This window comes from Salinibacterium sp. AL4.1 (assembly GCF_059767305.1).
This window is the reverse complement of record NZ_JBSOQK010000001.1, coordinates 1,924,851-1,944,804: the sequence shown is the minus strand read 5'-3', so window position 1 is coordinate 1,944,804 and position 19,954 is coordinate 1,924,851. Positions and strand designations below refer to the sequence as shown.

At 63.3% G+C, this 19,954-nt stretch carries 20 protein-coding genes and 1 tRNA gene; 2 read left to right on the top strand and 19 right to left on the bottom strand.

Annotated elements, in window-relative coordinates:
• Positions 1 to 219: 219 nt before the first annotated feature.
• The 3 genes from ACWTV3_RS09385 to ACWTV3_RS09375 all read right to left on the bottom strand — a co-directional run bounded on the left by ACWTV3_RS09385 (position 220) and on the right by ACWTV3_RS09375 (position 3,457).
• Positions 220 to 960, bottom strand: a complete 741-nt coding sequence (locus tag ACWTV3_RS09385) for an NAD(P)H-hydrate epimerase (RefSeq protein WP_498477916.1) — start codon at positions 958 to 960, stop codon at positions 220 to 222.
• An 11-nt stretch (positions 961 to 971) separates the two neighbouring features.
• Positions 972 to 1,754 carry a DUF427 domain-containing protein gene (locus ACWTV3_RS09380; RefSeq protein ID WP_498477915.1) on the bottom strand — a complete coding sequence of 261 codons (783 nt, stop codon included), beginning with the start codon at positions 1,752 to 1,754 and terminating at the stop codon, positions 972 to 974.
• Between the two features lie 125 nt (positions 1,755 to 1,879).
• Positions 1,880 to 3,457 (bottom strand): carbohydrate-binding domain-containing protein, encoded by a 1,578-nt coding sequence (locus tag ACWTV3_RS09375; protein ID WP_498477914.1) that lies wholly within the window; start codon positions 3,455 to 3,457, stop codon positions 1,880 to 1,882.
• A gap of 192 nt (positions 3,458 to 3,649) precedes the next feature.
• Here ACWTV3_RS09375 and ACWTV3_RS09370 point away from each other — a divergent pair, with 192 nt between their 5' ends.
• Positions 3,650 to 4,465 (top strand): dienelactone hydrolase family protein, encoded by an 816-nt coding sequence (locus ACWTV3_RS09370; RefSeq protein WP_498477913.1) that lies wholly within the window; start codon positions 3,650 to 3,652, stop codon positions 4,463 to 4,465.
• 92 nt (positions 4,466 to 4,557) lie between these two features.
• Here the strand turns inward: ACWTV3_RS09370 and ACWTV3_RS09365 are convergent, their stop codons facing one another.
• The 10 genes from ACWTV3_RS09365 to ACWTV3_RS09320 all read right to left on the bottom strand — a co-directional run bounded on the left by ACWTV3_RS09365 (position 4,558) and on the right by ACWTV3_RS09320 (position 12,298).
• On the bottom strand, positions 4,558 to 5,001 hold the full coding sequence (locus ACWTV3_RS09365; protein ID WP_498477912.1) for an HsmA family protein: 444 nt from the start codon (positions 4,999 to 5,001) through the stop codon (positions 4,558 to 4,560).
• Complete coding sequence (locus ACWTV3_RS09360) at positions 5,002 to 5,331, bottom strand: antibiotic biosynthesis monooxygenase family protein (protein WP_498477911.1); 330 nt, start codon at positions 5,329 to 5,331, stop codon at positions 5,002 to 5,004. It abuts the gene before it with no gap.
• A gap of 27 nt (positions 5,332 to 5,358) precedes the next feature.
• Entirely contained in the window at positions 5,359 to 5,769 is a 411-nt protein-coding gene (locus ACWTV3_RS09355; RefSeq protein WP_498477910.1) for a DUF6924 domain-containing protein, read from the bottom strand.
• Positions 5,770 to 5,913: 144 nt separating this feature from the next.
• Positions 5,914 to 5,989 (bottom strand) — tRNA-Arg (locus ACWTV3_RS09350).
• A gap of 86 nt (positions 5,990 to 6,075) precedes the next feature.
• On the bottom strand, positions 6,076 to 6,825 hold the full coding sequence (locus ACWTV3_RS09345) for an SDR family NAD(P)-dependent oxidoreductase (protein ID WP_498477909.1): 750 nt from the start codon (positions 6,823 to 6,825) through the stop codon (positions 6,076 to 6,078).
• Positions 6,822 to 7,670: a fumarylacetoacetate hydrolase family protein gene (locus ACWTV3_RS09340; protein ID WP_498477908.1), complete on the bottom strand. Its 849-nt coding sequence runs from the start codon at positions 7,668 to 7,670 to the stop codon at positions 6,822 to 6,824. The genes ACWTV3_RS09345 and ACWTV3_RS09340 overlap by 4 nt, the downstream gene beginning before the upstream one ends.
• On the bottom strand, positions 7,667 to 8,773 hold the full coding sequence (locus ACWTV3_RS09335) for a Gfo/Idh/MocA family protein (RefSeq protein ID WP_498477907.1): 1,107 nt from the start codon (positions 8,771 to 8,773) through the stop codon (positions 7,667 to 7,669). Before ACWTV3_RS09335 ends, ACWTV3_RS09340 begins: the two co-directional genes overlap by 4 nt.
• Before the next feature lie 436 nt (positions 8,774 to 9,209).
• The gene (locus ACWTV3_RS09330) at positions 9,210 to 10,238 is read right to left on the bottom strand and encodes an isopenicillin N synthase family dioxygenase (RefSeq protein WP_498477906.1); all 1,029 of its coding nucleotides are present in this window, start codon (positions 10,236 to 10,238) and stop codon (positions 9,210 to 9,212) included.
• A gap of 90 nt (positions 10,239 to 10,328) precedes the next feature.
• Entirely contained in the window at positions 10,329 to 11,783 is a 1,455-nt protein-coding gene (locus tag ACWTV3_RS09325) for a glyceraldehyde-3-phosphate dehydrogenase (protein ID WP_498477905.1), read from the bottom strand.
• A 161-nt stretch (positions 11,784 to 11,944) separates the two neighbouring features.
• Positions 11,945 to 12,298, bottom strand: coding sequence for a DUF1801 domain-containing protein (locus tag ACWTV3_RS09320; protein ID WP_498477904.1), 354 nt, complete (start codon positions 12,296 to 12,298; stop codon positions 11,945 to 11,947).
• A 98-nt stretch (positions 12,299 to 12,396) separates the two neighbouring features.
• On the opposite strand from ACWTV3_RS09320, the gene dgoD reads away from it, so the two are divergent.
• Entirely contained in the window at positions 12,397 to 13,542 is a 1,146-nt protein-coding gene (gene dgoD, locus ACWTV3_RS09315) for a galactonate dehydratase (protein WP_498477903.1), read from the top strand.
• 99 nt (positions 13,543 to 13,641) lie between these two features.
• Here dgoD and ACWTV3_RS09310 read toward each other — a convergent pair whose 3' ends face one another.
• From ACWTV3_RS09310 to ACWTV3_RS09285, 6 genes are all read right to left on the bottom strand, one after another.
• Positions 13,642 to 14,379, bottom strand: coding sequence for an SDR family oxidoreductase (locus tag ACWTV3_RS09310; protein WP_498477902.1), 738 nt, complete (start codon positions 14,377 to 14,379; stop codon positions 13,642 to 13,644).
• A gap of 31 nt (positions 14,380 to 14,410) precedes the next feature.
• Complete coding sequence (locus tag ACWTV3_RS09305; protein WP_498477901.1) at positions 14,411 to 15,160, bottom strand: FadR/GntR family transcriptional regulator; 750 nt, start codon at positions 15,158 to 15,160, stop codon at positions 14,411 to 14,413.
• Positions 15,161 to 15,236: 76 nt separating this feature from the next.
• Positions 15,237 to 16,595, bottom strand: a complete 1,359-nt coding sequence (locus ACWTV3_RS09300) for a DUF1501 domain-containing protein (RefSeq protein ID WP_498477900.1) — start codon at positions 16,593 to 16,595, stop codon at positions 15,237 to 15,239.
• A gap of 61 nt (positions 16,596 to 16,656) precedes the next feature.
• On the bottom strand, positions 16,657 to 18,549 hold the full coding sequence (locus ACWTV3_RS09295; protein WP_498477899.1) for a DUF1800 domain-containing protein: 1,893 nt from the start codon (positions 18,547 to 18,549) through the stop codon (positions 16,657 to 16,659).
• A 186-nt stretch (positions 18,550 to 18,735) separates the two neighbouring features.
• Complete coding sequence (locus tag ACWTV3_RS09290; RefSeq protein ID WP_498477898.1) at positions 18,736 to 19,266, bottom strand: redoxin domain-containing protein; 531 nt, start codon at positions 19,264 to 19,266, stop codon at positions 18,736 to 18,738.
• Between the two features lie 44 nt (positions 19,267 to 19,310).
• Positions 19,311 to 19,850: a YaeQ family protein gene (locus tag ACWTV3_RS09285; RefSeq protein WP_498477897.1), complete on the bottom strand. Its 540-nt coding sequence runs from the start codon at positions 19,848 to 19,850 to the stop codon at positions 19,311 to 19,313.
• Positions 19,851 to 19,954: the final 104 nt, after the last annotated feature.

Genomic DNA, 19,954 nt, shown 5'->3' with positions numbered 1-19,954 from the left:
AGTCGGATCCTAATGAAAGGAATTCCGCTGTTTGACTCGACCACAACTCGGAAGTTGTGGAGGATGGTGGCCCCCACTTGAGGCCGGAAACCTAGCAGCAGAACTGCCCGGGACTTCCGCACCTTTGGGGTGACAAGAGGAAACATTACGTGCATTTTGCCCCCCTCGCCAACACCGCCCACATCCCGGGCGTGTCGCAAAAATGAGGCCGCTAAAACACTATGTTTTCGACGCTCGAAGCTGCACTCGATAACCCGGAGCGAAGAGTGTGGGAGGCAGCTCGATACCTACCCGCCGATAAACCTCACGAGGAATTCCGATGTCGGCCAGCCAGAGAGTGCCGACGGCTTCGGCATCCAACCCCGTCTTCGGAGCAGCGAGCGTCATCGTGTGGGTGGCGGTGACATGAGCGCCCGGAGCTACGCCGGTCGTGGAGTCGACCCCGGACGGAATATCGAGAGCGACGACCGGGGCGGGGTGGCGCGACATCCACTCGATCAGGTCAGCAGCAGCCCCGCGCGGCGCACCACCGAGGCTGTAGCCCAGCACCGCATCGACCAGAAGTTCAGCGTCGAGCGTCTCAAGGTCATCGACAGCTGCAAGCCGCGCCCCCGTTGCTTGGTACAGTGCGAGTTGCTCGGCCGGCACGCCCTGAAGACGCGTCGGGTTCGAGATGACCAGCGTGACGTTGCCGCCGTGGTTAGCCAGATGGCGCGCGGCACAGATTCCGCCACCACCATTGCCGCCGGTTCCGGCCAGCACCACGATCGGCGCTGTCGGCCAGCGTTCTCCGAGGAGCTCCACACAGAGCGATGCCAGATTGCGGCCGGCGTTCTCCATCATTTGAAAAAGGTTGGGGCCCAACTCCTCGATCGCTACCCGATCAACCTCGCGCATCTGAGCCGTCGTGATCGCGGGCACGATGAGTCCGGCATCCGTTCGAAAGGAACCCGCAGTCACAACGGACTCGCTTAACTCGCGGGCGTGGACGGGAAGAAGTGCGTCTTGGCCTGCGTGAGCTCGACGCCGTCGATGAAGATGTCGACCTTCTCGTTGTAGAACGCGACCAGGCCGGTGATAGGAAGCAACTGGCGGGTGGGAAACGAATACGACCACGCCAGATCGTCATGAACCGCGCCGCCCACCTTCACCGACCAGTAATCGGTAGTGGTTCCCTTATAGGGGCACTCGGTGACGGTGTCGTTAGGCACGAGGTGCTCAAAGTTGACCTCCGTACGGTTGAGGTAATACCGCGTCGGCAAACCGGTTTCATAGACCATGACCGGAGACGACGACTCGGCAAGAACGGCCCCGTCGAGTTCGACGCGTACTGTGCGGGTCGAACGTACGGCATCCACTCGCGTATAGGGATTGCGCGGGTGCACGAACACCTGCTCGTCCTCTTCGAACCACGAATCGAGAGCATCCCATTCGAAACGGACCATGTCGGCAAGGCCCTCGAGCCCATCGCCAACATAAACCCTGGCAGCGGCCGGATGCTTGCTCTCCCCCACCGCGAGGCCCTTGCGGTGATAGCTGCCACGGGTCTCGTGCTTCTCCTGCGCTTCGTCAACGAGGACCTCGGACTTCACGTCGGAGAGCGGGATGTAGAACTGCGGATACGGCGCCCACTCCCACACATACAGCGCTGCCGTCGTGTCGAAGACGAGCTCGCCCGCGAAATAGCCGCGGATGCGACGCGGGACAGGCTGGATGAGGTTCTTCTCGGAAATCATTCCTGGATAGTCGTTCATCAGAACCCTCTTTCGTCAGTGGGTCCAGCCTGTCACCGTCGCCTGCAAGGAACAACAAAAACAGCGATCGTCGCCAGTGCTCATCCCCGCGGATGAACTCTGACGGCAATCGCTGCAGCGCCGGACTACGGACGCGGTGCTCCCCCGCCGGGAGCTCCGCCACCGGCACCTTCGCTGCCCGCTGCAGCGACTCCGGCAGTCACCGTTCCGGCGGAATCGCCGTTGACGGTGACCGTGTAGGTCTCGCCGTTCGTGATGGCGGCATCCGACAACACGACTGACTGGAATGACTTGATCGAGGTGAACTCGGCGACCACGGTGCCGCTGCTATCGAGCACCTGCACCGCTTGGTCGGCGCCGTAGGACTGTTCGAGCGAAGCGCTCACCCAGCCCTGTGCTGATGACGTTTCGGGTGCGGTTGCCATGAAGGTCATACCGACCGCCAAGACTGTTCCGCCGTCGACCACGATGGTGCCGTTCGCATCGAGCGCGCCCTCACGGTCTTCTGACGAGCCGAACACTGTGGTGGTGCCACCCGTGACGAGCATCGACCCGTTGGAGTCAATTCCGTCGCCGGCAGAGTTGACCGTGGTCTCGCCGCCGGTGATCGACACCATTGCGCCGTCATCCGCTTCGACGACGCCGCCAATGTCGGTGGTGGTGCTGGTGCCGCTCGTTGCGTTGATGCCGTCATCGCTTGCGTTGACCACAAGGACGCCGCCCTCGATCGTGATGTAGTACGACTCGATGCCTTCGTAAGAATCGGTGACTGCGGTTCCGCCGCCCGAGACCACGATGTTGACCTCAGACTTGAGCCCGTCATCTTCAGCCGTGAGCGTGGTCGAACCGCCCGCGATCACGATGTCGGTCTCGGCCTGAACGCCGTCATCCGCTGCAGTGAGGTCGACCGTGCCGCCCGCGATGTAGACGTAGCCTCGGGTTTCGTCTTCGTCGTTGTCTGACTTGAGAGCGTCGCCGCCGGCATCCACCGTGACGGTGCCGCCTTCGATCGTCAGGGAGTCCTTGCCGCGCAGGCCATCGTCGCCGGCGGTGACCGTGATGTCACCGGAGAGGATGACGAGGTCGTCGTGGCTTGTGATGCCGTCGTTGACCGCGCTGCTTACCGTGAGCGATCCGTCGCCCGAGATGGTGAGGTCGGCGTCGCTGAAGAGCGCGGCGTTGTAGTCGGCATCGTCTCCGGTGGAGGAGAGTGTGTTGGTTCCGCTGAGAGAGACGACCACATCCTCGGCGTTGGCAACCGCGATCGCGGCGTTCGTTGAGCTAGAGATTTCGGCACCATCGAGGACGAGGGCGACGACAGCTTCATCGTCGGTGTCGACGACGACTTGGCCATCGAATTGCCCCGAGAGAATGTAGGTTCCGGCCGCGCTAATGGTGATCGTGGAACCAGCGACACTCACGCCGGCGCCATCGGGAGTTGCCGTGGAGCCGTCGAGGGCGATCGAAACGGCGCCATCGAGGGTCCACTCGTCGTCGTTGGTGGTCGTTGAGTTTGCGTTCGCCGCGAGGATTTCTGTCGCGAACGGCCCAAGGTTCAGGTCGACGTTCGCTTCGCTGATCTCGGCGGTCACGCTGGAGGTGACGGCGGGAGTGTCAACGGCGGTCGAGCATCCGGCCAACAGCACTCCGCCAATCAGAAACGTGCTGACTGCGGCGGTAAGGGTGAAGTGATTTCGCTTCATGATCAAGCTCCTCTGGTGGTTGACGTGTTCCATCACACCGGTGTTCTCTATGACATTTCTATGAGCGAGATATGCGCGAGCCGTGGATGTTGAAACGGCGCTTCAGGCCAACGTCTCGGCCGCGCTCGGCCGCGCTCGGCCGCGCTCTGCCGCCACCGCGTGCGCTGCGCTTCCATGCGCGAAGATTGACCCATGACACCCGCGACCACCTCTGCCGCCCCGGTCGGCACGCTCGACGGTTGGGTGCGCGCGCCCTTCTCCGCCGCGGGCCTGACCTACGACTGCTTCGAGAAAGGCGCGGGGCCAGGCGTGGTGCTGATTCCCGAAATTCCCGGGATCACCCCGGAGGTACTGGGCTTGGCCGAGCACCTTGTCGCCGCGGGCTTCACCGTGGTCGTGCCCTCGCCCTTCGGCCAACCCGGCAAGGTCAAGACCCGGGGCTACATGACGCGGATCGTACTGCGGTTGTGCGTGACCGCCGAGTTCCGCGCGTTCGCAACGAACTCGTCGCGGCCCGTCACCGACTACTTTCGGGCGGTTGCCTCCGACCTCGCTGCCCGCACTCCGGGCCGCGGCGTGGGCGTGATCGGGCAGTGCTTCACGGGCGGATTCGCGTTAGCTGCGGCGATTGATGACTCCGTGGCGGCATCCGTTCTCAGCCAACCGGCCGTTCCCTTTCCGGTCGGCCGGGCGCGCCAACTCGATGCGGGAGTCTCGGCCGACGAGTTCGACCGCATTGCTGCCCGAGCGGATGCCGGCGAAGTCTGCGCTCTCGGCCTGCGGTTCAGCGAGGACACCGCTGCCCCGCGCGCCCGCTTCGACACCATCAAGGCTCGCCTCGGCGACGCCTTCGAGATCATCCAACTGGATTCCTCGCCCGGGAACCCCGACGGTTATGCCGCAACTGCGCACTCTGTTCTCACCGGAGAAGTTCGCGAGAACCCGGCCAACTCGGCGGCAGGCGCCCGCGATCGGGTGGTCGCGTTCTTGCGCGAACGGATCGGTTGAACGGCAGTGACCCGGCAGCGGGGCCCGGCTGGCGACGCGCGACTAGCGAAGAACGCAGCGCTCGCGGTGCTGGCGACGCGAGCTGAACGGCTCTAGCCGAGGCTCGATCCCAGGGCACCAACGATGTACGGCACAAGCCAGATGCCCCACACGATGACAGAGAATCGGTGAAAGCTGGTCTTCTCGGCTTCGCGGTTGCGCACGAGCACGACGATCGCCCAGGCCAGGTGCACGGCCATGAGAACTATCGCGATCACTCCGGTGACGCCCATCAGCTGGTTCAGGGCGCTCTGCTCGATGCCGGCTGCACGATTCTCGGTCGCGATCAGGTTCATCAAGAACGTGCCCGTGGCATCCGCCGCCAATCCCAGCCCGAAGAGCACGACGTGCCACGGCTTGAGCACCTTCTGCACTCGCTCGCTCCACACCCCGACGGTGTAAAACACGAGGGCCAGAGTGATGAGGATGATCGCAGGCAGCAGCATCTCTCTAGTGTGGCCTGTTAACGGCTCGCGGGCGAAAGTGGTTCGGGTCATTCAGCCAGTCGTCTCGACCCGCTCGACCTCTTCGAAGTGTTCGACGACCGGGAACGGTTCATAAAACTCATGCAGCAGCGCACGCCACTGCTGGTACTCAGGCGAACCCCTAAAGCCGATTTCGTGGTCGTCAACGGTGTCCCACCGCACGAGCAGCAGATACGTTTCGGGATGCTCGACCCCGCGTGAGAGCGTCAGCCCACGGAAGCCCGGCATCCCCGCAATGATGCTCTTCGCTTGGGCGAAGGCCGCTTCGAACTCCGCCTCACGGCCGGGCTTGACCGGAAGAAGTGCGTGCTCGACGACGCGACCCTGCTGAGTGGATGCCATGGCGTCACTCTAACGAATTGCCTGCTGCTATCTGAATCCCCGAAAAACACCGTCCGGCGCCGCCTGCACGAAGTCCTCCCAGTCCAAGTTCGCAAGGTTCAGGTTGTTGTCCACGCCCCACAGCTCTTGAGCGGTGCAGCGAAAGGGCTCAACTTCATCGCGCACACTGATCACGAGAATCTCGAAGTCAACGCTGTGAATCGCACGAGTATCGGCAACGAAGAGCACTGCGGGGCCGCCGCCGCTCGCGAGCACATCAGCGCGGAGGCTCTGCCACGACTGGTTACAGAAAGCAGCGTTGTCGACAAGTTCCACGTAGGCGTGGAAACCGTCGGCCGTCTCCTGGCTCACTGATGCGACCAATGAGAGCCACTTTTCGTCGTCATCGAATGTAGTCCTGACGAGCAAGGAATTTTCAGATCGGGGAAGGGCAGACATTCCTTGATTATGATTCCTGCTCACAACGGCGGGCGACTGACGCTCCGATTCGGTGCACACCACAGGGCACCGAATCCAGTTGGCTAAAAGAAAAACAGGCCTAACCACACCCCAGAAGGAAGTGTTGATCAGACCTGTTTTAGCTGGTGCGCCCGGAGGGATTTGAACCCCCGGCCTATTGATCCGTAGTCAATTGCTCTATCCGCTGAGCTACGGGCGCATCTCATTGACTTTCGCCAACCAGAAAACTATACCAGCGGTTTCGGCCTCTCAATGACACTTTTGCCAGATGGATGCCGCGAGCGCTTATTTTCTGACGCGAAGGTGCGCCACACCGCCATCAACTTCGAGCGCGGTGCCCGTCGTTGAGCCGGAGAGCGGGCTTGCCAGGTACGCGACCGCGCCGGCTACTTCTTCGGGGGTGACCATGCGTCCGGTGGCTTGGCGGGCATCCAGAGCGGCACGTTCCTTGACGGGATCGTCGAAGCCCTGCAACATCCGCTCCACGAACGGGGTGGAGACTGTACCGGGGCTGACCGCGTTGACGCGCACGCCATCCGCCACATGATCCGTTGCCATGGCGTAGGTCAGCGCGAGAACGGCACCCTTCGAGGCGCCGTATAGCGCACGCTGCGGGAGGCCATTGAGGGCGGCGATGGAGCAGAGGTTCACGATCGCAGCGTGCTGCGACTTACGAAGCCACGGCATCGCCGCCGCCGACACCCGCGCCATGCCGATGACGTTGATGTTGAGAACACGCGCCCACTCGGCATCGTCGTTCTCTTCGACAGTTCCGACCGCGCTGATGCCGGCGTTATTCACGACAATGTCGATGCTGCCCAGCTTCTCGGCGGCCGCAGAAACGGCGGCGTCAACGGAGGCGCGATCTGACACGTCGGCGGTGAACCCGTGGAGGCGAGCATCCAACCCCTCGGTGTTGAGGTCGAGCACCGCAACCGTGGCACCGCGCTCTGCTAGCGCGAGGGCCGAGGCGAGGCCGATACCGGATGCTCCTCCCGTGACGACCGCGACGAGACCGTCGAACTCGGCGCTCATGCCTGCACCAAGGTTTGGCGCGCACGGCCGAGGCCGTCGATCTCGAGCTCAACGACGTCGCCCGCACGCAGGTACGGCTGACCCTCGATGCCCATGGCGACACCGGCAGGCGTTCCCGTGTTGATCACGTCGCCGGGCTGCAGCACCATGAACTGGCTCAGGTACCAAATGATGTGGTTCACGCCGAAGGCCATGTTTGCGGTCGTGCCGTTCTGGCGTTCGACACCGTTCACCCACAGGCGCAAGCCCAAGGCTTGAGGGTCGGCCACCTCGTCGGCGGTCACCAGCTCAGGCCCGAACGGATTGAAAGTCTCGCAGCTCTTGCCTTTGTCCCAGGTTCCGCCACGTTCGAGTTGGAAGGCGCGCTCGGAAACGTCGTGCGAGACGGCGTAACCGGCAATGACGGCGGCGGCGTCATCCGGGGACTCAAGGTAGCGAGCGGTCGCACCGATCACGACGCCGAGCTCGACCTCCCAGTCGGTCTTCTCGCTCGTGCGCGGGATGAGCACGTCGTCGAAGGGGCCGACCATGGTGCTCGGGTCTTTCATGAAGATGACGGGTTCGTCGGGCAGCGTCGCGCCAGTTTCTTCAGCGTGGTCGCTGTAGTTGAGGCCGACGCACACGATCTTGCCGGGGCGGGCGATGGGCGCGCCCACGCGGACGCCCTCGGTAACCACGGCGGGAAGAGTGCCCGCATCGAGCGCGGCACGTACCGCGGCGACGCCACCGCTGGCAAAGAAGGCTCCGTTGACGTCTGCGGTGATCGATGTCAGATTAAAGGCGCCACCTTCATCGAGCACAACGGGGATTTCTGAGCCAACCGGCCCGAGTCGCGCGAATCTCACTGAGTGTTCTCCTTCGTTGCCAGCGCGATACCTTCGCGCTCTTGTGAATCGTAACCGGCTTCAACCACAGCCATAGTACGTATTACGTCTTCGACCGAGGTGGGAAGTTCGGAAATCGAGCCCTCGAGATAGCGCTGCAGCGCGCTCATCGAACCGATGAAAGCATCCGGGAACCAGCTGCCCTCGAAAGGTACCGACTGCCAACCGAGTTCGGGCTTGTCGCTGTACGCGATTTCGAGAGCATCAGGACCGCCGCGCGGATAGTCGAGCATGAGACCCATCTGGGCGCGAATGGCACCCTTGGTGCCCTCCCACTTAATGAAACTCTCTTCAAACTTTCCGCCGAATCCGTGATCGTGGTTCGTGCTGATCGTGACTCGCAGCGGCCGCTCCCGGTAGCGCATGATGATCGTCGAGCGAGTGTTCGACACTTGAGGCTTGGCAGGGTGCCGCACGGTGACCGCGCTCACCCCATCCGGGTCACCCAAGAATGAACGCACAAGGTCCATGTAGTGCACGCTGTGCATGTTGAGCTCGAGCCGTTCAATGCCGAGCACGTGCGGGAAGATCTCCCACGGCGTCTCGGTAGCGATGCGAACCTCCAGGTCATAGAGCTCGCCAATCGTGCCCTCGGCGATGAGCGTGCGAGCGGCCGCGATGTACGGCGCAAATCGCAGTTGCGTATTGACCGCAGCAACAAGATTCTTGCGGTGACAAATTTCGAGCAGCACGTGCGCCTCGGCGAGATTCTGCCCGAACGGCTTCTGGATGAGCACGGCCGCGCCATCAGGCAGCTGGTCGAGAATCGCCGGGTACTGCTCGGGCATGAGCGCGAGGTCGTAGACCGCGTCTTTCGGGGCCGCGGCTACGGCATCCGACAGCGAGGTGAAGACATGCGGGATGCCGAACTCGTCGGCGAGAACCTGCGCCTTGGCTGCGGTGCGGTTCACGATCCCCCACACCTCGAACCCCGCTTTGCGATAGGCCGGAAGGTGAGCGTCTTTGACGATGCCGCCAGCGCCGATCATGACGACAGGCCGCGGATGCTGGGGCAACGCCAGCGTGTATGCCTCGGCAGGCTCACGTTCTGGAAAGTGCGACACAGGGTGCTCCGGCTCTCATAGACGGTAAAACTCGTGATCAAACGATATATCAAACGCGTGGAGGCGGCAATGCGGCGGCGGTGGAACTCCGCGGCCGGGGCCTGACGCACGTCGCCCGCCTTCGGAAATTCAGGAGATTCGAGCGCGCCATCGCGTTATTGGCACGGTGGGAGCTGCGAGCAGACGAATCTCCTGAATTTCCAATGGTGGCAAGCACGCGGAAGGCGTCGAGGCTGGCTGTGCGCCAGCGCGTGCGTCGCGCCGTGCCGTGCACGGCACGGCAGCGCGGCGCACAACGCACAACGCACGCACCGCGCGCACCGCTCGCACCGCGCACAACGCGCACAACGCTCGCGCCACAACGAAAGGTGCGGCCCACCCGCAAGGGTGAGCCGCACCTGTGTCATGTCAGCAAATAACGCTGGGAAGCAGCGTCTTAGATCGCACCCCTCGGGCCCTGGATCAGATCATCGTGATGAATTTGGGCAACGTTGGGGTGCGCCCGCATTCGGTAGCGGAGCGCATTGTCTCCGTAGGTTTCGAGGATCGGGCTGTTCGTGGGGTCGAGCGAGAGTCCGCGCGCTTGAGCGGCAAGCTCGGGCGGCAGCTGCAACTGCGGCATCACGGTGTCAAGCGCCGGGTTGAAGAAGAACGGAATCGAAACACGGTCATCGCCGATGAGTGGGGAGATGACGCGGTGCAGCGTCGCCTTGAGGTACCCCTCGGTCGCGAGCTCAAGCATCTCGCCGATGTTGACGACGAACGCTCCCGGCTTGGGCGGGACATCCACCCACTCGCCCTGGAAGTCGACCTGCAGACCACCCTTGCCCGGCTCCACCATGAGCAGCGTGAGAACGCCGCCATCGCGGTGAGCGCCGACACCCTGCTTGGGTTCCGGGTTGGACTCGCCGGGATACCGCACGATCTTGAGCTGTGGGAATGGCTTATCGGCGAAGGCGTGATCGAACACGTCCTCCGGAGCGCCGAGGGCCTGGGCCCACGCGCGCAAAAGGCGCAGCGAAACAGCGCTGAGTTTGTCGTTCCATTCGTTGACCAACTCGCGAAGCTGCGGAACGGCATCCGGCCACTGGTTCGGACCTTCAAGACGCCAGTAGTCAGCGAGCCCCGCAGCATTGTCGATGACATCGCGCTCGGGGCCAACGTCGATCTGTTCGCGCCAGTCGGTCTTGCCCTCAGTCAGCTCGCCGCCCACGCGCGTGTAGCCACGAAACTGCGGGCTGTTGACGTTTTCGACGGCCAACTTCTGTTCAGCGGGCAGGGCAAAGAACTCGCGGGATGCCGCAAGCAGGTCATCCATCAACGATTCTTCGACACCGTGACCGACGAGGTAGAAGAACCCCACATCATGGGTCGCACACAGCAAATCATCCCGGAATTTGGCGGCCGATTCGGGGCCGCCATCAAGTAGCGAGAGATCAATGACTGGGAGTGCGGAATCGTTCATGCCACGATATTTACACGCGAAGTTTGAGAAGTTCCCATTGTTACGCTCACAGCGTGAGGCACGGGCGTCACACGATCACAGTTCGGAAAATTATGCGCCGACTGCGGCGCGTTCGGGAATAACTTGCGGGTGCGTTTGCGCCATATGTTCAACAACGCGCACCACTTGGCTCGTGTAGCCAAACTCGTTGTCATACCAGACGTAGAGCACGAGATGCTTGCCTGAACTGATGGTTGCGAGCCCGTCAACGATACCCGCGCGGTGCGAACCGATGAAGTCGCTCGACACGACCTCGGGCGAATCAATGAAGTCGATCTGCTGCTGCAGGGTCGAATCCAGCGAGAGTCCGCGCAAGTAGCGGTTCACTTCTTCGCGGGTCGTCTCGGTCGCGAGGTTGAGGTTCAGAATCGCCATCGACACGTTGGGAGTCGGAACCCGGATGGCGCTGCCGGTGAGCAATCCCGCCAGTTCCGGAACAGCCTTCGCGACTGCCTTCGCGGCACCCGTTTCGGTGATGACCATGTTCATCGGGGCCGAGCGGCCGCGGCGGTCACCGGAGTGGAAGTTATCCGTGAGGTTTTGATCGTTCGTGTACGAGTGCACGGTTTCAACGTGCCCATGCTCGATGCCGTAACTGTCATTGATGGCTTTCAACACCGGCGAGATTGCGTTCGTCGTGCACGAGGCAGCAGACAGGATTGTGTCGCCATCGTCGATCGTGTCGTGGTTAAGGCCGTAGACGATGTTCTTGATCTCGCCCTTGCCGGGAGCGGTGAGCAGAACACGCTTCACGCCCTGAGCGGCAAGGTGCTGACTGAGGCCCTCCTGATCACGCCAGCGGCCAGTGTTGTCGACGACGATGGCATCCGAAATTCCGTACTCGGTGTAGTCGACCGTGGCGGGGTCGTTCGAGTAGATGACCTGGATGAGCGTGCCGTTCGCCAGGATCGTGTTGGCGTCGGTGTCGACCGAGATCGTGCCCTCGAACGGACCGTGGATGCTGTCGCGACGCAGCAAGCTGGCGCGCTTGACGAGGTCGTTGTCTGAGCCGCGGCGCACGACAATTGCCCGCAGGCGCAGCCCGTCTCCGTTACCGGCGTGCGCGATGAGGATGCGGGCCAGCAATCGACCGATGCGTCCGAAACCGTAGAGCACGACATCCACGCCCGCCGGTCTGTCTTCGGCACCGTTCTTGAGCACGGGCGCGAGTTCGGTCGTCAGGAACTCACCGAGATCGCCGCCCTCTTCGCGGTAACGGTTGACGAGCTTGGCAAGGTCGATGGATGCCGAATTGAGGGCGAGCCCCGACAACGCCACCATGATCGGCATTGTCTCTTCGATCGGAAGCTCAGCCTCGTTGAGCTGGCGAGCAAAACGGTGGGCTTTGAGCACCTCAACCGGAGACTGGTTGATGAGTCGACGCCCGTGAATCGAGGTCACGACGCCGTGGTTGCGATACAGCCCACCGATGAGGGGAATCATTGCCTCGGCCAGTTCTTGGCGGGCATTCCATCGGTCAAATTCGTCGCTGTGTTCGCGCTGCATCAGGTTCCTTCCGACTGCACTGTCTCGGGGCGAATGGGCGCGCTTGTGACGCACGGCCCCGACTCCATTGTTTCAGAGAGCGTGCACCAGAACGCGGGTGGGCCTCTGCAATTCGGGCAACTGTTGAGCCAGCGCCAAAGGGGGCCGTTTTTAACGCGGCGTTAGTTGAGCGCCGCAGCCGCACGCACGAGATTACGGAAGGCGTCCGGATCAATACTGTCGCCCTTGTGCAGGTCAATCGCCCGGCGCACTGCGGCGTCAAGGCTGCCGGTGAAGAGCTGAGTCGGATCTTCGAGTGAAGCACCCTTGGCGAAGGTGAGCTTCACCTTGTCTTTATAGGTCTCCCCCGTGCAGATCAGCCCGTTGAGGCTCCATGCTGCAACGCCAGCCGGATTCGAGGGCTTTCTCCATTTCACTTCTTCGACGACCTCGGGCAGCGCCTCGACGATGAGAGCACGGAGCTGGTCGAGCAGTTCACTGCGCCAGTCGCTGGGGTGAGTAGTCGCGTCGCTCATAGCGCTCACTGTACTCGCAGCCGGCCGCGATCCTTGAGGCATTACCGCTCGCGTAGTCGAATAGTACGATAATAGGATTTAGTAACCGAGGGGGCATTGTGAAGATTGCACGCATCGAAACATTCCTCGTTCCGCCACGCTGGTTGTTCGTGCGCATCGAGACCGACAACGGCATCGTCGGTTGGGGCGAACCCGTCGTCGAAGGCCAGGCCGAGATCGTACGAGCCGCTGTCGAACAGCACGCCGAGTACCTCGTGGGGCTCGACGCCACTCGCATCGAAGACCACTGGCAAGTGCTCACTCGCGGAGGTTTCTACCGCGGCGGCCCCGTCGCCTCCAGCGCGATCGCCGGCATCGACCAAGCACTGTGGGACATCGCCGGCAAAGCTCACGGCGTTCCCGTTCACGATCTTCTCGGCGGCGCCGTTCGCGACCGCATCCGCATGTATGGCTGGGTCGGCGGCGACGAGCCCTCCGAGCTGCGCGACAACATCGCCCAGCAGGTCGAGTCGGGCCTGACCGCCATCAAGATGAACGCGAGCGGGCGGATGTCGCCCCTCAGCACGGTGAGCGCCGTCACCGAGGTGGTCGACCGGGCTGCGCTCGCCCGCGAGGTTCTTGGCCCCGACCGGGATTTCGCCATCGACTTTCACGGACGAATGACCGCAGCGAACAGCCGCCGCATCCTCCCCCTGCTCGAACCGCACGCTCCCCTGTTCGTGGAAGAACCCGTGGTGCCCGAGAAGTCGCACGTGCTCGACGGCATCGTCGCTTCAACCTCGATTCCGATCGCCACCGGCGAGCGCCTCTTCTCGCGCAACGAGTTCCTTGCACCCCTGCAGGCCGGCATCGCCGTCGTGCAGCCCGACCTTTCCCACGCGGGCGGAATCTCCGAAGTGCGCCGCATCGCGGCCCTCGCTGACATGTTTGATGCTCAACTCGCGCCGCACTGCCCGCTCGGGCCGATCGCGCTGGCGTCGAGTTTGCAAGTCGGGTTCAATACTCCGAACTTCTTGATTCAAGAACAAAGCATCGGCATCCACTACAACGTCGGATCAGACGTGCTTGAGTACCTCATGGATACCAGCGTCTTCGACTTCACGAGTGGCTATATCGAGCGACTGACTGCTCCAGGTCTCGGCATCGATATCGATGAGGCTGCTGTGCGCGCCGCCGACAAGGTGGGGCACCAGTGGCGCTCGCCCGTGTGGCGTCACGACGACGGGTCGCTCGCCGAGTGGTAGCTCGCCGAGTGGTAGCTCGCCGAGTGGTAGCTGGCCGGCAGCGCCAGCGATAGCCGGGCACGCAGCAGCGATAGCCGGGCACGCAGCAGCGAACGCCCGCTAAGTGCCGAGTGTCGTTGTCATGCCGCCGTCGACGACGAGCGAGGCACCGGTGATGTACGAGGCGCCGTCGCCGGCCAAGAACTGGATGACCGAGGCAACTTCTTCAGGCTTGCCCAGCCGCTGCAGAGTGGCCTGGCGTCGAGCCAACTCTTGCGCTTCAGGGGTTTGGTGATCCCACTGACGAGTCTCGATCGATCCCGGAAGAACGACGTTCACGCGCACATGTGGCGCATAGTCGAGGGAAAGCTGACGGGTGAGCGAGATCAGCCCGCCCTTTGCGGCACCGTAAGCAGGTTGCTCAGCCCACGACAGCACACCGTGCACGCTCGACACATTCACCATGCTGCCGCGGGCAGCGGTGAGGGTGTCATGGAAGGTGCGCATCGCCCGGTACACGGATGACAGCGTCACCGAGAGCTGTTGGTTCCAATCACCTTCGCTCTGTTCGTGCGCGATGCCGGTGACTTGAAAGAACGCGTTGTTGACGATGACCGCGGGCGGGCGATTCGCGGAGCGCAGCTCGAGCGAGAGCTGCTGCCACTGCTCGGAGTCCGCGACGTCAAGGCGATGGGCGGTCGCTGCGCCGCCGGCCGCAACGATCTCGGCGGCAACCGCGGCAGCGGCATCCACGTCAATATCGGTGACAACCACATCATCACCGGAGGCAGCAAAGAGGCGCGCAGCCGCAGCGCCGATGCCGTTTCCGGCGCCCGTGATGAGCACGGTACGAGTCATGCGTGCAGCCTTCCGATCGCGAGGGCCATCATCAGAGCGCCGGCTTTCGATTCGCCACGAGCGCTGCCCCGGTCGGGTCTTTACTCACAATTGTTTCGGAGTCACGGTTCGACTGGTCCATGAGAATCTTCATCGCGGTTCCGGCAGCCTCGGCGTCGCGGGCCACAATCGCAGTGACGACGGCCCGATGCTCATCCAAGAACTGGGTAGTGGTTTCGTGAGCGAAGGCGAGCTCATCGCGGGCATGCAGCGCGGGCTCGAGAACCACTTCGAAGCGGGCCAAAAGTTCGTTGCCGGATGCCGCCAAGATCGCACGGTGAAAAGCCAAGTCAGCCTTCACGTGCGATTCGACCTCGGTGTTCTCGAAAGTCGCAGCAAGGTCGACCATCGCAGCTTCGATCTCGGCACATTGCTCATCACTGCGGCGCACGGCAGCGAGGCGGGCCGCCGCTGGTTCGAGCACTTGCCGCACCTCGCTGAGCTCCAGCACGAGAAGCGGATCGGGAACGCCCTCAGAACGCCACGTCATGACGTCGCTATCGAGCAATTGCCAGCGCTCACGCGGGGTCACATACGTGCCGAGGCGCGGCCGCGCATCCACGAGCCCCTTAGTTGTGAGCACCTTGATCGCTTCGCGGACGACGGTGCGACTGACCTGAAACTCGGCCAGCAGCGCATCCGGATCAATGATGTCTCCCGAGGCGAGTTCGCCCCGCATAATGCGGCGCCCGAGCACGTCAACAACGTGTCCGTGCAAGCCTCGGCGAGAGAAAGTAGTCATCCCCGCGATAATACTGTGCGCGCCCGGAGAGTGCGCTGCCGCACGGGCCGCCTCTGCTCGGCGACCGACAACGCGACTACGCCATAACGCCGATCGGCGCGACCTTCCATTCGGGGAAGATGATGCTCGCATCGCCAGCGCTGAGGTCAAGACGGTTCATGACGACTTCGCCGAGGAGGTCGCGGAAGTCGTTGCTGCCGGGAACGTCGCCGTGGTCGAGCACATCGGCACCGAGACCCTCCCACTTACCGTGAACGCCACCCTTGACGCCGCCACCGAGCACCATCGCAAGGCCACCATGACCGTGGTCAGCTCCTGAGCTGTCGTTCTGGCCAACACGGCGGCCGAACTCGCTCATGAGCACGACGGTTGTCGTCTCAGCCTTGGGGCCAAGGTCGGCGAAGAACGCAGCAAGGCCATCGCCCACAGCTTTGAGCATGTCGTGCATGTCGCCCTTGTCGGGGGTTCCGATGTCGGTGTGCATGTCCCAACCACCGAGATCCAATGTTCCGACGCGCAGGCCCACGTTGGCACGGATGAGGCTCGCGAGGGTGGCGAGGTCGTTGGAGAAGTTGTCGTCCGCGTAACCGCGAGCTTGAGCATCCCCGGCTGTGGCGGCAATTTCTTGCGCTTCACCCGACGCGCTCAAGGCGAGGTTAGCCTGCTGGGCGATCGGATGATCGAGACCGGTGTAAAGGTTCGCCAGAGCCGTGCGGGTCGGACCGAGCAACGAGTCGTCGACATCAATGGCCATGCGCTCAAGGTCGGGAACGACGAGCGCGTTTGAGTCGCCAACGAGGGAACGAGCAAGCTGGTCGCTCGCACCAACACCACGCCAGGTCGTTCCGGGGCCGCTCTGCTCGAGCGCTCGGTTGAGCCAGCCGGTCTGCGAAGCGTTACCGGCCGAGCCGCCACGCTCGAGGCAGTCTTGAGCTTGAAAGTGGCTGCGCGAGAGATCGGGGGTGCCGATGGCGGGAACTGCCGCGATCTTGCCCTTAGCCAACATGGGCTTGAGCGCCGCGAGCGCAGGGTGTAAACCGAAGCCGCGCTCGAACGGGATGAGCCCCGAGTTCTCCCGTACCGCGATGCCCGGCCGTGCCTTAAGCAGATCGGCGTCGGTCGCGGGCACCAGCACCGAGAGTCCGTCCATTCCGCCGCGGAGGAACACCACGATGAGCGCACCGGTATCTGGCGAGCCCGGAGCCGCGTACGACGCTTGCGTGGTGACGATCTGGGAACCAATGGCGGCGACACCCGCCATAAGCCCACCCTGCAGCATCCGGCGTCGGGTGAAGCCCTTCGACCACAGCTGACGACGAGCTTGCTCTTCGGCAACCACGATCTCGCTGTGGGCTCGAACTGCGGAGTCGAGGTCGGTGGGGCCCAGTTGGCGCCAGTCGGGGCAGTCGGGGTGAAGAAAACGGGTCTCGGTCATTGGGGGTTCTTTCTCGAGTCGGGTTCGAGCAGCAAGGTGGGGAGGAACTGAGCGGCGGCGACTAGCGCAGCTGAAAGTAGGGAGAGTCGAGAACGAGCGCGGCAAGCGCGGGAGCCTGCCAGGCGTTTCCCTGCTCCGCAACGGCGGAACCCTCAACGTCGAGATACGCGAGCAGTACGCCGCGGTGCTGATCGCTTAGCGGGCGCCCAATGAGGTGCTGAGCAATCGCGTCGATCCACTGCGAGTTGGTCTGACCCACCGTGGGCGCGAGCGCTTCATTCAGCTTGGTCGGAGGAGTAAGCCCCTTGAACCACCCGCCGGTCAGTCCGCGGTGGAGGTTCCAGCGCGCCACAGTCTGGCTGGCTGAGAGCCACGCCCCCGTGACATCCGGAAAACCGTTCGGCGGCGCCCAGGTGAGCGGCGCGTGACCCAGGTTCTGCAGTACCCAGTAAAGGCTCTTGATGCCATCGGCCAGTTTGTCGCTGGGGCGGGCGTCGACCGCGCGGGCCGAGCCCACAGCATCCTCAAGCGGACGACGCGACTTCTCGCCAATGGCCGCCCAGAACTCGGAACTCGCGAAGAGCGCCTTGAGCACCGGAATGATCGCGGTGTCATTGTCGAGGTAGACCTGGGCGAGGCGGTCGAGCAGAGCCTGCGGTGGGCTGTCGGAGACGAAGCGCACCGCGAGCTTGCGCACGACGGTTGCCGCAGTGGCCGGATGATGCGCGAGCACACTCACGTAGCGGTCGCCCATTTCGAGCCCACCGTCGGCGCTCGCGTTCTCGTCAGAGAAGAACGAGGTAGCGACCGGCCCAACGTAGTGACGCTCCGGGCGGTAGCGGAACTCTCTCGTGTCGTAGTCAATGGCACGGCCGGAGAGGATCATTGCGCTGTTACGCACGTCGTCTTCGGTGTAGCCAGACGTGACACCGAGGGTGTGCAGCTCGAGCAACTCGCGACCAAGGTTCTCGTTAACGTTTGTCTTGTTCGACTGTTCGTTGTTCAGGTACGTCAGCATGGCCGGGTGGCGCATCGCCGCGTGCAACATATCCGAGTAACGGCCGTACGCATTCGCCCGAATAACAGTGTTCGCGTAGTCGGGGCCGGTAGCCCACACGCTGTCGGATGGCGTAGTCACGTTGAGTAGGTTGGCGAACACATCCACAACAACCTCGAAGAGCTGCCGCTTGCTGAAGACCTGCGCCGCGAGAGTACCCTGACCCGTTTGCCGAGCAGCGTCCCACCCGAACTCTTTGACCGAGGAACGCACTCCGGCGATCGACTTTCGCGCCAACGGGAACGCCGCCCACGCAGCATCGCCATCAGGATCGGAGATGGATGCCGGAGCGAGCTGGGCGCCCAACCACGAATCGATGCCCGAAGCCGAGAGATCGGCGAAGTCGCTCGCACGTGGACCGAAGGTTGCTCGCGCCAGCAAGTGGGACTGCGTCTGATCGTTATTCGCGACGCCCGTGGAAATGATCTCAGGCTTTGTCGACCCCTTGGGCGGAGCGGGCTTCGTGACGGGCTTGGCAGCGGCGGGAGCATCCGCTCGCGGAGCCGTGCCCGAGCCGGCACCGGGGTTCGCGTAGCTCTGGTCGCGGTCAGCGGGAGGGTTCGCGGTGGCCGGCGAACGGGGATCGCTCGTGGCCGGCGGGTTCGCCGTTCCCGGCGTGCCGTTCGCGGGCGGCGCCGTAGTCGCCGTGCCACTCGGGGTGGGCTTCGGCGTTGTGGGCATAGGGGTGTTCGGCACGGACGACCCACCGGGCTTGATCGGCGCACCGAGACCGTCGGGGGATGCCGTCTCAATAGCGGGCCCAAAAGCAGCGCTGCTCGCCGCCGCGGCGCCGACTGCTGCGAGCGCGGCCACCCCGCTCGTAATGATCATGCGGCGGGCGAGAAGAGTCTCTCCCGCACCGCCAGTCTGTGCGTCGGGGGTTACGGGAGGGTTCACGCGAAGATCCTTCGTCGGGCTCACGTACGCCGGTCGCCGACTAGGGATCGACAGCCATACACGCACTACTGAATAACGATTCGTGCCCGATACTATGGCGGGATCGCACTCCCTGTCTACCCCCATCGGGGGGACACGGGGGTGGTTCAGGCTGTCGTACGCGATGCCGCCGGATGCGCTCCGTGGCTAGGGCGCGACAGCCCCGCGGGCGGGATAGTCGGTCTCGGTCACGTATTCGAGACCGTGGATGATGGCCTTCACCGGCATCCGCCCGAAGGGCATGCTCGAGACAGTACTCCAGAACACCGTGCCGTCGGAATCCAAAATGACCATGCCCGGCTCGCTGAAGAACTCGGGTTCACCCTTCTTGAAACCGCTCGAGATGAAGAGGCCCCACTCGCGGGCTTGCTCGTGACTCAGACCATAAGCGATCGGGAGCCGGGACAACTCCCAGTCGTCAATAGAGATCGTGGCGCGCTTGAGAGTGTCCATGCTGATGGCGACGATGCGCCCTACCCCGGCCTCACGGAGAGCATCCATCTCGTCATCGAGCTCGCGCAGTTGCTTGCGGCATACCGGGCAGTGCAGCCCGCGGTAGAAGACCATAAGCGTGAACCGACCGTCGGCGCCCGTGCCGAGCTCGAGGTCGTCGAGAGTACCTCCGCGAGCGAGCGGCAATGAAAGAACGGGAGGCTGGGTTCTCGGCAGGATAGTCATCGTGTAGTTCAACGCGACCAGGGGCCGCATTCATTCCGCGAGGGCTAATCAACCTCGTGAGCGTGCAGTTCTGAGGTGAGCGTCGTGCCGTTAAGCTCAAGGTACAGCTGGCCCTCGGTCACCGATAGCGTCATGGTGTTACGACGCTCGACGGCAGCGACAGCATCGTCGACAAACCCTGCATCAAAACTCCGGAAAACGATATCGCTGGAGTTGTGGATGCGCTTCCCCGCCCAGGCTGCGGAAACTTTCGCAGGGTCGCGGTGCGTGTAAACGGCCACCCGGCCCGCGAGCTTGCTGCCGAAGTGCAGGCGAGCCGCATCCGGAGCGCCCACTTCGATCCACGCCGTGATCGTGCCCGTCATATCGCGGACAAGAACGGCCGGTTCGTCGGTCGACGAAATACCTTCGCTGAACGCAATGCCCTCCTCGAACTCGAGGCAATAGGCAAGCAAACGCGTGACCATGTACGGCACCGTCTCGGAAGGGTGCAGCGCAACGCGCAGGGTGAAATCGTCGTAGACCCCGCGATCCACGTCGGCCAGTTGAACTGCGAAAGTGTGAATCGTTGCGCCTGCTGCCATAGCGACTGAGCCTAGCCGCTGGATGCCGCGGGCAGTGACCGCCCGTTACAGCCGTCAGCCACACCCCGATCGCGGCCTCTCGGCACCGAAATGCACCATGGCTT